The sequence below is a fragment of the Ruegeria marisrubri genome, from assembly GCF_001507595.1.
Taxonomy (GTDB): Bacteria; Pseudomonadota; Alphaproteobacteria; order Rhodobacterales; family Rhodobacteraceae; genus Ruegeria; species Ruegeria marisrubri.
In genome coordinates this window covers 45,298-57,625 of sequence record NZ_LQBQ01000038.1, presented here as the reverse complement: position 1 = coordinate 57,625, position 12,328 = coordinate 45,298, and the positions used below count along the sequence as shown (strand labels likewise).

Here is a 12,328-nt window from a genome sequence, read left to right as displayed (position 1 = left end):
TCAGATCGCCTCGCGCCGTTCCAGCCTGTTCTGCACCAGGCCCGCCAGGCGTGCCGTTTCCGCGCCAACCGGCGCGCCGCGCTTGCGCGAGCGGGCCACCGCCTGGGCCGCATCCGCCAGAACGTGATCCTTCGCCGCGCGGGCGACGCCGTTGACGAACTGGGCGGCGTAATCCAGCACCCGCTCGTCGCGGGGCTCGGTCAGCAGGTCGGCGACATGGGCCATGTCGTCGCGATAGGCCATCGGGTCAGGGCAGATGGCCTCATCCACAAGTGGACGCGGGCCATGCGGGCGCAGGTCCGGCGGCAGTGCCGACAGGATTTTTTCCTGAAAGGCCGCCAGCGAGGAGAGAGGCTTTTCCAGGAACCCGTCAGCGCCGGCGGCCAGCGCCACGCTTTCGGCAAAGTCGTCGCCCGACGTCCCCAGGATCGCCGATATCCGCGGTGTCGCTGCGGCGAGGTTTTCGATCAATTCGGCCCCCGAGCCGTCCGGCAGGCCCAGATCCACGATGACCACCGACGGCCGATAGACCTGCAGATGCCGGCACGCGGATTTCAGGCAATCGGCCCGGCGGATCCGGGCACCGCTGTGCAGGCACATCAGGCGCATCGCGTCGCAGGCGTATCGGCTGTCCTCAATCACCAGAATCGTCAGGCCCAGCAACGGTCGCGTCAGGCTTGGGCGGCGGTGCGGCGCGGCAAACAGATCCGAATCGTCCATGGCAAGCTCCCCTTCAGCAGATGCTTCATTGCTAGGCAAAACCGGCTAACGAGGGGTTAATGGGCGCTTTGGCGCACTTGCCCTTTGGATGGGCAGCCCCCATAACCCCGTCTGAACGGAGGAAAGAGGAGACGCCCATGATCGGCCGCCTGAACCATGTCGCCATTGCTGTTCCGGATCTCGAGGCAGCGTCCGAGCAATACCGCACCGCGCTGGGCGCCAAGGTCGGCGCACCGCAGGACGAGCCCGACCACGGCGTCACCGTCGTATTCATCGAGTTGCCGAACACCAAGATCGAGCTTCTCTATCCGCTGGGCGAGGACAGCCCGATCAAGGGTTTCCTTGAAAAGAACCCCTCGGGCGGCATCCACCATGTCTGCTACGAGGTCGAGGACATCATCGCCGCCCGCGATCACCTCAAGGAAACCGGCGCCCGCGTGCTGGGGTCCGGAGAGCCCAAGATCGGCGCGCATGGCAAGCCGGTTCTGTTCCTGCACCCCAAGGATTTCAACGGCTGCCTCGTCGAACTCGAGCAGGTCTGACGCCACCATTCCGGAGACCCCGACATGACGATCACCGCGGCCCTGGTGCTGTTCGCCGTCATCTGGTTCATGACCTTCCTCATCGTCCTGCCGATCCGGATCAAGACGCAGGGCGACCTGGGTGAAATCGTGCCGGGCACGCATGCGGGCGCGCCGGAAGAGCATCACCTCAAGAAAAAGGCCTGGATCACGACGCTGATCGCCGTGATCCTGTGGATGATCATTGCGGGGATCATCATTTCGGGCCTTATTACCGTCAGGGACTTTGACTGGATGAACCGGCTGGGCCCGCGCGACTGATCCCCGGCGGGCAGGGCGCGCTGGCGGCCCCGCAGGACCGAGGGGAGGAAGGACTTGCCGGGCTGGCTTTTGTTTCTGGTCTATCTGGGCGCGCTGCTGGCGCCCGTGGCGCTGGCGGTGCTTCAGGGTATCCCGCCGCGATCGCTCTGGGACGAGCTGGCCACCGGCGCCGGGCTGCTGGCGACGGCCATCCTGCTGGTCGAGTTTCCGCTTTCGGGGCGGTTCCGCGTGATCTCGCGCCGGATCGGCATGGATGTGACCATGCGCTGGCACCAGTTGCTGGGCCGCGTGGCGCTGGTGCTGGCGCTGATCCATCCCTTTCTCTACCGGGCCGAGCGCAACCCGGCCTATCCGTGGGACACGACGCGGCAACTCACCCTGTCATGGCAGCCCGAAACCATCCTGCCCGGGGCCATGGCATGGTTCCTGCTGCCGGTGCTGGTCGGACTTGCCCTGTCGCGAAGCGCGCCGGGCAAACGCTATGAGAAATGGCGGCTGGGGCATGGCCTGACGGCCCTGGCGGTGGCGGGATTCGCAATCTGGCACGCGCTGGCGGCCGGACGCTACAGCGCCGATCCGGCGCTGGCGGCGCTCTGGCTGGGGCTTGGCGGCATCGCGGTGCTGTCCCTGCTGCGCGTCTACCTGTTCGCGCCGCTCGCCCGGCTGCGGCGGCCCTGGCGGGTCACGAGGATCGGGCGCGTGGCCGAGCGCACATGGGAAATGGTGCTGACCCCCGAAGGTCATGACGGGCTGCGATACGAGGCCGGGCAGTTCGCCTGGCTGCAGGTCGGGCGCAGTCCGTTCTCGGTGAATGACAACCCGTTCTCGATCGCCTCGGCGCCATCCGAAGGCCCCGAGATCCGCTTCGTCATCAAGGAACTCGGCGATTTCACCCGCAGCCTCGGAACCATCGCGGCCGGAACGCGGGCCTATCTCGATGCGCCCTTCGGTCACCTGACCCTGTCCGGCCAGACCGCGCCGGGCATCGCGCTGATCGCCGGAGGCGTCGGCATCGCGCCGATGCTGGGCCTGCTGCGCGAGCTGCGCGCGCAGGGCGACCCGCGCCCGGTGACGCTGCTCTATGGCAACCGGGCTGCATCGCAGATCGTCGATGGCGAGGAACTGGCCGCGATGGAGCAGGCAGGCCGTCTGCGGCTGGTCCATGTCCTCTCCGAGCCGCCGGAGGGCTGGCAGGGTGAGGTGGGAATGGTCGATCGGAGGATTCTGGAAAAGGTCTTTGACGACTCCGCGCAAAAGGACTGGGTCTTTGTCCTGTGCGGGCCGCCCGCGATGCTGGACTCGGTCCGCCGGGATCTGGTCGCGATGGGCGTGCCACCGCGCCAGATCCTCAGCGAAGCCTTCGTCTACAGCTGATCCCCGGAACTCGCGCGCCGATTCAGCCCGTGGAAGATGTGGGTGAACGTGGCCGCCCCGATGATGGGAACCAGCAGGTTGAGCAGGGGCACCGACAGCGGCACCGCCATCAATGTCCCCGCGATCCAGATGGTCGCCATGTGACGCGAGCGCAGCTTGCCCGCGCCCTCGCGCCCGACGCGCCGGATCGCGGCCAGGGTGAAATACTCCCGTCCCAGCAGGAACCCGTTCAGCCCCCAGAAGATGGAAGGCGCCAGCGGCGTGAAGATCGCGTAGAGGATCAGGGCCAGCAGGTTGGCCACGATCAGAACGCCGAGAAAGCTGAACGTGTCCCACACCGCCTCGGAGATCGGCACGCTGCGGGCCAAGGGCAGATCGGGAAAGTGCCTGTCCTCGACCGCCTGGGCCACCTCGTCCAGGAAAATCGAGGTGATGGCCGAGGCGACGGGCACCATCAACACCACCGACAGCACCAGCATCAGCGGCACCATCGCCCAGCTGGCCACGTCATTGATCCAGGTGATCGTCCCGAGCCAGGGCAGGGTCACCGAGTCTCCGATGAAGAAACCCGCGCCCCAGACCACCGCGACGGTGAAGCCGAACAGCAGCGCAAGGGTCAGGCCGACGCCCAAAAACAGCACCTTGCGAAACCGCGGGTCGCCGAGTTGGCCAAGGGCCAGAAAGAATGAGTTCAGGATGATCATTCCGTCACCCATGTGGTGATCGCATCCAGATCTGGGCGGGGGCGTTCGGGCGGCGCGACACCTTCGGTGGCGATGTGGATCAGGCCGGCGATGCGTTCGTTTTCCGCCAGCCCCAGACCTTCTTCGCAGAACCCGCGATCATGCGCCTGCCAGCCGGTCAGCCAGTTGGCCCCCCAGCCCGCCGCGAGCGCCGCGTTCAGCAACCCCAGACAAACCGCGCCCGCGGAATAGGTCTGCTCAATGGCCGGAACCTTGTCCGAGGGCTTCTGCACCTCGATCACCGCGACCGCCAGATGGCTCTGGTCGAACTGGCTGCGCGCCTTGGCGATCTCCTCCGGAGATTTGCCAAGCGCCTTGCCCTGCGCTTCGGTCAGTTCGGCCAGGCGCGGCATCGCGCCCTTTTCCAGCACCACGAAACGCCACGGCTCCAGCTTGCCGTGATCCGGGCTGCGCGCGGCGGCGGTCAGCAGGGGCATCAGCTGCTCGCGCGTGGGCGCAGGGGCGACCAGCGTCTTTGCCGGGCGCGAGCGGCGCGACAAGAGAAATTCCAGGGCGGCGGAGTTTTCCAGTGACATATGTGAAACCTTTTTACATAAGCCCCCTGTATCTCGGACAGAAGGGCAGGCGTTTCAAGGGCAACGGCAGGGAAATCCGGCAGACCTTGCCAGTTGCGCCGGCACAAAAGCCCCAAGGTCGCACCGGGGTCAACACCTGTTGTCACGATCCGTCCGATATTGAATCCTGTCCGCGCAAATCGTCAGCAGGGGCAAGACGGTGTCAAAGAAAAGGATCAAGGATCTTCCCGATCTCACCGCGTTCGCGGAACCGGGGCGCGAAATCCATGTCCGCGCGACGCCGAAAGCGGCCCGGGACCGGGTCTATTGGGACGATGACACCCTGCGCGTGACCGTGACCGCCCCGCCCGAAGACGGCAAGGCGAATGCGGCGATACGCGCCCTGCTTGCCACCGCCATGAAGGTCGCCCCGTCCTGCCTGACCCTGAAACGCGGTCAGACCGCGCGGGACAAGACCTTTGTCTATGACCCCTGAGCGGGCGTTTCGCGAATCTGGTAGACGCCTTCGGGCAGGTCCAGCGCGGCGGCCAGATCGCGCAGCTGCTCGGGCGACAGGGTGATCTTCATGATCTGCTCGGTTCGCGGATCAAACTGTTCGATCGTCACGCATTCGGCAAAGCTGTTGATGACGACGTCCTCCTGCAGGGGGGCCTCGCCTTCGTCCACCAGCGTAATGACGGTCGAGTCGAATTCGTGCTCAATAGAAAACATGCCACCAGACTGACGGGGCCGGTCGGGTATTGCAAGCCATTGACGGCGCATCTTCACGGTGGAAGACCATGACGGCACGGGCTAACCTTCTGGTCCGATGTTCGAAAACGAAAGGCCCGCCGATGCGCCTGATCGCTCTGCTTGTGGTTCTGGTTCTCTCCGCCTGTGACGTGGCGCCGCCGGCGCCCGTCGTCGCGCCCGCGCAGACGGTGACCCCGGTGGCGGTGAACGCGCGCCCGGCACCGAAAAACTTCGGCACGGTGAGCCGCGCGGTCGGGGCGCAGGCGCGGTCCGAATGCCGCCGCCGGACAAGCGGAGGCAACTGTGATTTCCGCATCGTGATCGATCCGGACAAGCGGGCGCCCGCCAATGCCTACCAGACGCTGGACAAGCAGGGCCGACCGGTCATCGTCTTCACCCAGTCGATGATCGCTTCGACCCGCAACGGCGACGAACTGGCCTTTGTCATGGGGCACGAGGCGGCGCACCACATCCGCGGCCATATCGCCCGCCAGTCGCAGAACGCCGCCGCCGGCGCGATCATCTTTGGCCAGCTCGCCGGGCTGACCGGCGGCAACGCGGCGGCCATCGACGCGGCGCAGCAGCTGGGCGCGGTCGTGGGCGCGCGGAGCTATTCCAAGGAATTCGAGCTCGAGGCCGACCAGCTCGGCACCATCATCACCTACAAGGCAGGCTACAATCCGCTGATCGGGGTGAGGTTCTTTGACCGCGTCCCGGATCCCGGAGACCGTTTCCTCGGCTCGCACCCGCCCAACGCGCAGCGGGTCCAGGTGGTGAACCAGACCGCCCGCCAGTTGGGTCTGGTCCAGTGACCGCCCTGACCCGCCTCGGCGTGATCCTGACGGATCGCGGCTCGAAATACGCCGTCACCGGCGCCCCCGCCACCAGCCGCGAAGAGGTGGACGCGGTGCTTGCCGAACTCAAGACCGAGCGCTCTTACGCCAGGGCCACCCACAACACATGGGCCGCGATCCTGCCCACCGGCGCGCTCAAGGCCGATGACGGCGAAAGCGGGGCCGGCATGGTGATCCTGCGCATGATGGAGCGGGCGGGGCTGCAAAACCACGTCATCATCGTCACCCGCTGGTATGGCGGCAAGAAACTGGGCGGCGACCGGTTTCGCCGGGTGCAGGACGCCACGCGCGCCTATCTGGACCACATCGGAGTCTCGTCTTGACCTGAGTCAATGGCAGGACGGGCCACGGCGGGTACCTTCGTTTCGTCAGAGCGACAGAAAGGACCAGCCGATGACCGACCGCGACAGGCTCCGACGCCACGCCGATCTGGCAGATCGCATGGCATCGACCTTGGGGATCGACCTGCAGGAGGTCGCCATCAAGGGCGCTATCACGCCGGATGACATCTCGGATATCGTCCTGCGCTGCGCCGACTGTCCGAACCCCGACGATTGTGCGGGCTTTCTGGCCCGCAACGCACAGTCGAAATGCACACCTGAATATTGCCGCAACCAGGAGCTGTTCGGCCGTCTCGTGCCATGACAGCGAACCAGACCATGCCCCGTCTTGGAAAACTAATGACCCATCTGCGCCTCGTTCTGAGGATGGGTCGCGCGACCGGGGTGGATGTTGTGGCGGCGCATCGCGAAGGGCGGCTGAGCCACGAGGATTGGGCCGAAATGGTGCAATCCTGCCGGGCCTGCGACTGGGCCGGGACATGCCCCGAATGGCTGGACGAACACGAACGCGTCTGCGACGCGCCTGAAACCTGCCCCAACCGCGCCCGTCTGGCAGAGTTGGCGGCGCGAAAAGAGAGGGACGAATGATGTTGCAGATATCGCTGGGCGACATCGAGAAACATTTCTGGCTCACGCGCTCGGTTGCCCGCTGCATGGGCGTGTCCCTGAGCGAGGCCATGGCCGAAGGGCGCCTGACCGAGCAGGGCTATGCCGAGCTGGTCACCCGCTGCCGGGCGGCGGACTGCCACGGTCAGTGCGAGTTGTGGCTTGCCACGCAACAGGCAGAAGCGGAACGGGCGCCGGAATTCTGCGCCAATGCCGACACGCTGAACCGCCTGCGCTAGGTCACAACTTGGAATGCGTCCCGTCGCAAAGCGGCTTCTTGGCCGAATGCTTGCAGCCGCAGAAGAACACCTTCTTGTCTGCTTCCGCCGTGTATTTGACCGGCTCAAAGCCGCTCCCCTTGTGCGACCCGTCGCAGAACGGCTGTCTCTTGGATTTGCCGCAGGCGCACCAGAAATAGGTTTTTCCCGCTTTCACCTCGACCGGGAACGGCCCTTTCTGGGCGATATGGGGGGCGTCGGACATGGGGCTCTCCTCGTTGGCTGATCCTTTTGACAGAGAATAGCGAAGCCGGGCCGGATTGGTAGGCCGGGTTGCGAAGCCGGAGCAGTGCAAACGCGGCGCGCCGCGGATATCCGCTGTGCAGAGTCGGGGCCGGGGCCGTTTCGGTTGCCACACCGCAATCAAGCGCGTAACGTACAAGCGCCCCGGTCGATTGGGGAAAATAGGTTGAGAAATAAAGGATTGAAGGACATGAAACTGAAATTTGCCGCCCTTGGTGCATTTGCCTTGGTTCTGACCGCCTGTGCGCAGCAGGAAGAACCCGAGCCGGTCTACATGCAGCCCAGCTATGACAAGTACGGTGCCGCGAGCTGCCCGGACGGTTATCAGGTTGCGACCACCGAAGCAGGCCAGACCGTCTGCTCGCCGCTCAGCTGACGACTCCTCGACGGGCGGCCTGACATGGCCGCCTGTTCCCATTTTGAGAACGTCTCAAGTCTACTCGTTCATCGCAGCGCTCAAGGCGTCAGCGAAACCAGCGACCGGTATGGCGATGCTGACGACGCCTGTTTCGGTCGCCGCAACACTGGACAACACTCCGACGACCCGCATCCTCCCGTTCTCCTCCGTCAGAATGGGGGCACCGGAATCTCCGGCCATCGCCGGGCATTTCTGCAGATGCACCTTCTGACCGGCGTGTTCCTGCGGCGGGCCGCAATCTCTGTTGGTCGACAGGACATGCGGTCTCAGCCCCGCATAACCGGCCAGCAGGTAGGATCCGTCACCACCACCGTGCGTCTCCGGGCTGTCGACCGTCAGGTATCCCGTGTTTCGCCCGATGGGGTCTTTCAGAATCAACAGTGCCCAATCCTGCGCCGGGCCTCCGGAAAAGTCGCGCGAAGCCGTGTCCTGTACCGGATCTAGAACGAACCGTTCCACCCCTGACACCGCCACGCCCGCGCCACGCTGGTACCCGGCGACGAAGCGCAGGCTTTCCGGCGGCAGCCATGCCTTGCGCGGAAAGTTGTAAAGACAGTGCGCCGCCGTGAGCACGATCCGGGCCGAGACCAGCGTGCCGGTGCAATGGCTTCGCAGTTGCGTGCTGGCAAAGTTCACCCGCCCGATGGCCCGCCACGGCGCCGCCGAGGCGTCCACGATTTCCCGGTCACGGATGGCCTGACAGCCCCGTGACAGTCGATTGCCGGCGCGGCAGATCGCGTCAAGCTCGGGCGCGTACAGGTCGTTGCGCAGCATGCCTGTGTCCGGGCGCGGCGGCGATTGCCCGGCACCCGGCGATCCGGCGAGCATGAGCGCCGCCACGCAAAGCCCAAATAGTCGTTGGTTCACCATGGCAACAGCTTCGACACGCCGCGCACCGATTGCAACCGTGTTGCCGCGACCAGCGCCGGTGGCCCGAATATCCCGTCCGGGCCGGGCTCATCGTGGCGGTTGCATCCGGCCAAGACCCGCGCCAGAGTGTCTGCACGGAGGGATGATGCGGTTTTTCCTGTCACATTTGAAGAACAGGACAGTGTGGAGCTGGTCGGGCCTGATCGCCACCTGGCGCGGCGAATATTCGTTCCGCTCCTGGGTCTGGGCCAATCTGGTCTCGGTCGCGCTGGCGTTTTGGCTGCCAATCACGACAGGCGAGCGGGCGCTGATCCTGGCGCTCGGAATCCTTGTGCTGGCGGCAGAGCTTTTCAACACCGCGATCGAGCGCGCGGTGGACCACACCTCGACAGACCATCACGAACTGGCCGGTCAGGCCAAGGATGCCGCCAGCGCCGCCGTGGCGCTGACAGCGATCGCCGCGGGTGTCGCCTGGGTGGTGGTGCTGGCGGGGTTGGCTCTGTAGGCCGGGTGCTGCCGAAATCCGGCCCTAGTTGGTGACCGGCGCGTCAGAGGTGAAGTTGGGGATCACGTTGGTCGAGGCGGCGTCCGGCTCGATCCCGGGCCAGTTGCCCTCGGCGCGGTTGATGTTTCCGGGAATGTCCTCTTCCCAGAACCCCACCACGTTCCTGGTGATGTTGAGGTAAAGCTTGTCCTCGACGATGCGCCACAGGTTCGGATTGCCCGGAACCTTGCCGCCCTTCGAGACGCCATAGGCGCAGTGCCCGTCATATTGCGGCGCGTAATAGGCGGGGTTTTCCAGGAACTTGTCGCGGTTTTCCTCCGAGGAGAACGCCCAGGTGGCGCCGTTGTATTCGGCGGTGATGTCGGCGCGGCCCTTCGCGCCCTGGGGCTGCATCTGGCCCACGGCGGCCTGTTGCAGATCGCGGTAGGCCACCACGTCATAGCCCGAGACGGCGAATCCGGTTCCGTCAACATATTGCGGGCCGGCGAGTGCGGGAAAGGCAAAGGCCGCGGTTGCGGCGACTGCAAGGGCAAAGCGTTTCATTTCAGATGTCCTTCCGTTCGGGCTGGATCAGGGGCGGAAATTGCGCCGGTGTTGACCGGCTGGGGATGACAATAGGGATCCGCGCCATCCCCGGCAGGGGGCCTCGCGCCGATGTGAGTGCGGCGGCGGAATTCGTGAAACCCCGTGTGGAAATGTTTCACCGTCGCTTCGCAACGTCGGGGGTTGGACTTTGGCCCCGGCGGTATTAGCTGGGAACGGAAGTGGGCACTCGGGCCCCGCAGGCATGAGAAAGGCGCGCAATGAGCGAGAACTCCACCTACACCCCGCCGAAGGTCTGGACCTGGGATGGTTCCAGCGGCGGGCGGTTTGCCAACATCAACCGGCCGGTCGCCGGGCCCACGCATGACAAGGAACTGCCGGTCGGCAAGCATCCTTTCCAGCTATATTCGCTGGCCACGCCCAACGGCGTGAAGGCGACGGTGATGTTCGAAGAGCTTCTCGAATTGGGCCACACGGGCGCCGAATACGATGCGTGGCTGATCAACATCATGGAGGGCGATCAGTTCAGCTCGGGCTTTGTCGAGATCAACCCGAACTCGAAGATCCCGGCGATGGTCGACCGTTCGGGCGACGAGCCGGTGCGGGTGTTCGAAAGCGCCTCGATCCTGTTCCACCTTGCCGAGAAGTTCGGGGAATTCCTGCCCAAGGAAGGCGCGGCGCGGACCGAGGTGATGAACTGGGTGTTCTGGCAGATGGGCAGCGCGCCTTATCTGGGCGGCGGTTTCGGGCATTTCTACGCCTATGCGCCCGAGAAATGGGAATACCCGATCAACCGTTTCACGATGGAAGCCAAACGCCAGCTTGACGTGCTGGACCGGGAACTGGCCAACAAGACCTATATCGCGGGCGAGGACTACACGATCGCCGATATCGCGATCTGGCCGTGGTATGGCCAGCTTGTGCTGGGCCGGCTGTATGACGCCGCCGAATTCCTCGACGTGACCAGCTATGAAAACGTGCTGCGCTGGGCCAAGGCCATCGACGCGCGCCCGGCGGTCAGCCGGGGCCGCATGGTCAACCGGACCTCGGGCGATCCGAAATACCAGCTGCGCGAGCGCCACGACGCCCGCGATTTCGAAACCCGCACGCAGGACAAGCTGGAAGACGCCGCAGAGTAGCCGGGCGGCTATCCGCTACCCGGCCGGAGCGTCGCGGCGCCCCGGCCCGTGTCATTTCAGGATCGGCGGTTTTTCCGGGTCCGAACCCGGCGCGGCCCGCGCCGGGCGCGCCTCGGCGGGCTGCGGCAGGTCGAATTTCAGACCGGCCCTTGCAAGATGCGCCGTCACCGGGTCATCGGCGGCGAAGAAGCCCACATCCATCGCTCCCGCCTCGATACCCGAAAAGGTCAGCGCCTCCGAGGCCGCCTTGGCCAGCGCGCCCTGCGCCCCCTCGACCGCCCCGACGAACCCCAGCATGTGGCCGCGCGCGCCGTTCCGGTCGAGCGTGCCCACCAGGAAGGCCGCCTGCGCCAGCCCGACCGCCGTGGCCAGCTTGGTGTCGAGCGCGGCAATCAGGCTTTCCGGCAGCCCCTTGGGCGCGGTGAACTCGGCGATCTGCGCCTGCACCTCGTCCGGCGCGTGGCTGAGGGTCTCGCTGAGCCAACCCATCGCCTCGGCCGGTATCAGGATCGCCGACGGGGCCACCTCGAGGTTCAGCCCCAGCCCGATCCCCTGACCGGCCAGCATCGCCGACAGCACCCGGCCCGACAGCGCGGCATAGGGCGCGGGGCGGCCGGCAAAGCGGGCCAGACGATCTTCGCGGTCGAAGGCCAGCACGAACCGCCCGTCGGCCACGTCGAAGATCTCGGGCGAGAGGTTCTCGTCCCTGGCCTCTTCGGTCAGCATCAGGAACAGTTCGCTGTCGGCCAGCCGTTCGTAGAAACGCAGCCGCGCGGCATCGTCCTGCGGCGCGGCCTCCATCGCGGCGTGGGCGGCATCCAGAGCGGTCTGCTCAGTCATTCAGAACCTCCTGCACCCGCGCACGCAGAACCGGCAGCAGTTCCGCCTCGAACCACGGGTTTTTCTTCAGCCATGCCGTATTGCGCCAGGACGGATGAGGCAAGGCGAAGATCCGCGGCGCATGGTCCCGCCAGGCGCGCACGGTCTGGGTCACGGGTGTTCTGGCCGACAGGTGGTATTTGTGCGCATGGCCCCCGACAAGGACGGTCAGGGGAATCTCTCCCAATTCGGCCATCACCCGGTCATGCCAGGTGCGCCGGCAGACCGGCGGCGGCGGCAGGTCGGCGTTGCGCGCGTCATAGCCCGGAAAGCAAAAGGCCATCGGCACCACGGCGACGCGCGACAGGTCATAGAACACGTCCTCGCCGATCCCCAGCCAATCGCGCAGGCGGTCGCCGGAGGGGTCCGTGAAGGGCCGCCCCGAGGCATGCACCCGCGCCCCCGGCGCCTGCCCGGCGATCAGGATGCGGGCACCGGGGCGGAACCAGACCACCGGCCGCGGCGCGTGCGCCGTCGCCGTTGCGGCGAACCGTTCGGCACACAGCCGGCACTCCCTGATCTCTTCAGCAAGCGGTGACATGTCCGGTGGGAAACTGGATTGCACTGGTCATGGCGGAAAGATAGGCATCCGGCGGCAGCGGTCCAGAGGAACAGGCCTGTCCGGTGGCAACAACGCGGGGGCCAGGGGCATTTCGGGGGCGTGCGGCGACCGACGAGACCCGTTTGTCACAGGTCCGCACGGCA

The 12,328-nt window shown here is 65.8% G+C and carries 21 protein-coding genes; 12 read left to right on the top strand and 9 right to left on the bottom strand.

Features of this window, described 5'->3' with window-relative positions; genetic code table 11:
• A complete protein-coding gene (locus tag AVO45_RS17860; RefSeq protein WP_068349756.1) occupies window positions 1–720 on the bottom strand; it encodes a response regulator in 720 nt (239 codons plus the stop codon).
• A 137-nt stretch (window positions 721–857) separates the two neighbouring features.
• On the opposite strand from AVO45_RS17860, the gene mce reads away from it, so the two are divergent.
• From mce to AVO45_RS17845, 3 genes are read left to right on the top strand one after another with little or no spacing between them, the layout of a single operon-like run.
• A complete protein-coding gene (gene mce, locus AVO45_RS17855; RefSeq protein WP_068349754.1) occupies window positions 858–1,262 on the top strand; it encodes a methylmalonyl-CoA epimerase in 405 nt (134 codons plus the stop codon).
• A 24-nt stretch (window positions 1,263–1,286) separates the two neighbouring features.
• On the top strand, window positions 1,287–1,562 hold the full coding sequence (locus AVO45_RS17850; RefSeq protein WP_068349753.1) for a DUF1467 family protein: 276 nt from the start codon (window positions 1,287–1,289) through the stop codon (window positions 1,560–1,562).
• A gap of 54 nt (window positions 1,563–1,616) precedes the next feature.
• On the top strand, window positions 1,617–2,936 hold the full coding sequence (locus AVO45_RS17845) for a ferredoxin reductase family protein (RefSeq protein WP_068349751.1): 1,320 nt from the start codon (window positions 1,617–1,619) through the stop codon (window positions 2,934–2,936).
• Here AVO45_RS17845 and AVO45_RS17840 read toward each other — a convergent pair.
• Together AVO45_RS17840 and AVO45_RS17835 are read right to left on the bottom strand one after the other, a co-directional pair.
• Window positions 2,927–3,652, bottom strand: coding sequence for an EI24 domain-containing protein (locus tag AVO45_RS17840; protein WP_240482172.1), 726 nt, complete (start codon window positions 3,650–3,652; stop codon window positions 2,927–2,929). The genes AVO45_RS17845 and AVO45_RS17840 overlap by 10 nt on opposite strands.
• Entirely contained in the window at window positions 3,637–4,215 is a 579-nt protein-coding gene (locus AVO45_RS17835) for a nitroreductase family protein (protein ID WP_068349749.1), read from the bottom strand. Before AVO45_RS17835 ends, AVO45_RS17840 begins: the two co-directional genes overlap by 16 nt.
• 199 nt (window positions 4,216–4,414) lie before the next feature.
• Between AVO45_RS17835 and AVO45_RS17830 the strand changes: the two genes are divergently transcribed.
• Window positions 4,415–4,690: a DUF167 domain-containing protein gene (locus AVO45_RS17830; protein ID WP_068349747.1), complete on the top strand. Its 276-nt coding sequence runs from the start codon at window positions 4,415–4,417 to the stop codon at window positions 4,688–4,690.
• Here the strand turns inward: AVO45_RS17830 and AVO45_RS17825 are convergent.
• The gene (locus tag AVO45_RS17825) at window positions 4,678–4,926 is read right to left on the bottom strand and encodes a phosphomannomutase (protein WP_068349744.1); all 249 of its coding nucleotides are present in this window, start codon (window positions 4,924–4,926) and stop codon (window positions 4,678–4,680) included. The genes AVO45_RS17830 and AVO45_RS17825 overlap by 13 nt on opposite strands.
• 122 nt (window positions 4,927–5,048) lie before the next feature.
• Here AVO45_RS17825 and AVO45_RS17820 point away from each other — a divergent pair, with 122 nt between their 5' ends.
• The 5 genes from AVO45_RS17820 (at window position 5,049) to AVO45_RS17800 (ending at window position 6,987) form a co-directional block, all read left to right on the top strand.
• Entirely contained in the window at window positions 5,049–5,759 is a 711-nt protein-coding gene (locus tag AVO45_RS17820) for a M48 family metalloprotease (protein WP_068349741.1), read from the top strand.
• Window positions 5,756–6,124: a YigZ family protein gene (locus AVO45_RS17815; RefSeq protein WP_068349739.1), complete on the top strand. Its 369-nt coding sequence runs from the start codon at window positions 5,756–5,758 to the stop codon at window positions 6,122–6,124. Before AVO45_RS17820 ends, AVO45_RS17815 begins: the two co-directional genes overlap by 4 nt.
• Before the next feature lie 70 nt (window positions 6,125–6,194).
• On the top strand, window positions 6,195–6,446 hold the full coding sequence (locus AVO45_RS17810; RefSeq protein WP_068349737.1) for a DUF6455 family protein: 252 nt from the start codon (window positions 6,195–6,197) through the stop codon (window positions 6,444–6,446).
• A complete protein-coding gene (locus AVO45_RS17805; RefSeq protein ID WP_099045750.1) occupies window positions 6,443–6,730 on the top strand; it encodes a DUF6455 family protein in 288 nt (95 codons plus the stop codon). The genes AVO45_RS17810 and AVO45_RS17805 overlap by 4 nt, the downstream gene beginning before the upstream one ends.
• A complete protein-coding gene (locus tag AVO45_RS17800; RefSeq protein WP_240482171.1) occupies window positions 6,727–6,987 on the top strand; it encodes a DUF6455 family protein in 261 nt (86 codons plus the stop codon). Before AVO45_RS17805 ends, AVO45_RS17800 begins: the two co-directional genes overlap by 4 nt.
• A gap of 1 nt (window position 6,988) precedes the next feature.
• Here the strand turns inward: AVO45_RS17800 and AVO45_RS17795 are convergent, their stop codons facing one another.
• Window positions 6,989–7,231 (bottom strand): CDGSH iron-sulfur domain-containing protein, encoded by a 243-nt coding sequence (locus AVO45_RS17795; protein WP_068349733.1) that lies wholly within the window; start codon window positions 7,229–7,231, stop codon window positions 6,989–6,991.
• A 228-nt stretch (window positions 7,232–7,459) separates the two neighbouring features.
• Between AVO45_RS17795 and AVO45_RS17790 the strand changes: the two genes are divergently transcribed.
• Complete coding sequence (locus AVO45_RS17790; RefSeq protein ID WP_068349731.1) at window positions 7,460–7,645, top strand: hypothetical protein; 186 nt, start codon at window positions 7,460–7,462, stop codon at window positions 7,643–7,645.
• A 60-nt stretch (window positions 7,646–7,705) separates the two neighbouring features.
• On the opposite strand, the gene AVO45_RS17785 is transcribed toward AVO45_RS17790, so the two are convergent.
• Entirely contained in the window at window positions 7,706–8,461 is a 756-nt protein-coding gene (locus AVO45_RS17785; protein ID WP_240482170.1) for a trypsin-like serine peptidase, read from the bottom strand.
• A 262-nt stretch (window positions 8,462–8,723) separates the two neighbouring features.
• Between AVO45_RS17785 and AVO45_RS17780 the strand changes: the two genes are divergently transcribed.
• Complete coding sequence (locus AVO45_RS17780) at window positions 8,724–9,062, top strand: diacylglycerol kinase (RefSeq protein WP_338055985.1); 339 nt, start codon at window positions 8,724–8,726, stop codon at window positions 9,060–9,062.
• A gap of 24 nt (window positions 9,063–9,086) precedes the next feature.
• On the opposite strand, the gene AVO45_RS17775 is transcribed toward AVO45_RS17780, so the two are convergent.
• A complete protein-coding gene (locus AVO45_RS17775; protein WP_068349727.1) occupies window positions 9,087–9,605 on the bottom strand; it encodes a YHS domain-containing (seleno)protein in 519 nt (172 codons plus the stop codon).
• Between the two features lie 260 nt (window positions 9,606–9,865).
• On the opposite strand from AVO45_RS17775, the gene yghU reads away from it, so the two are divergent.
• On the top strand, window positions 9,866–10,744 hold the full coding sequence (gene yghU, locus AVO45_RS17770) for a glutathione-dependent disulfide-bond oxidoreductase (RefSeq protein ID WP_068349725.1): 879 nt from the start codon (window positions 9,866–9,868) through the stop codon (window positions 10,742–10,744).
• 51 nt (window positions 10,745–10,795) lie between these two features.
• Here the strand turns inward: yghU and AVO45_RS17765 are convergent, their stop codons facing one another.
• Together AVO45_RS17765 and AVO45_RS17760 are read right to left on the bottom strand one after the other, a co-directional pair.
• The gene (locus tag AVO45_RS17765; RefSeq protein ID WP_068349723.1) at window positions 10,796–11,584 is read right to left on the bottom strand and encodes an SseB family protein; all 789 of its coding nucleotides are present in this window, start codon (window positions 11,582–11,584) and stop codon (window positions 10,796–10,798) included.
• Window positions 11,577–12,164 carry a uracil-DNA glycosylase family protein gene (locus tag AVO45_RS17760; protein WP_068349721.1) on the bottom strand — a complete coding sequence of 196 codons (588 nt, stop codon included), beginning with the start codon at window positions 12,162–12,164 and terminating at the stop codon, window positions 11,577–11,579. The genes AVO45_RS17765 and AVO45_RS17760 overlap by 8 nt, the downstream gene beginning before the upstream one ends.
• Window positions 12,165–12,328 lie beyond the last annotated feature (164 nt).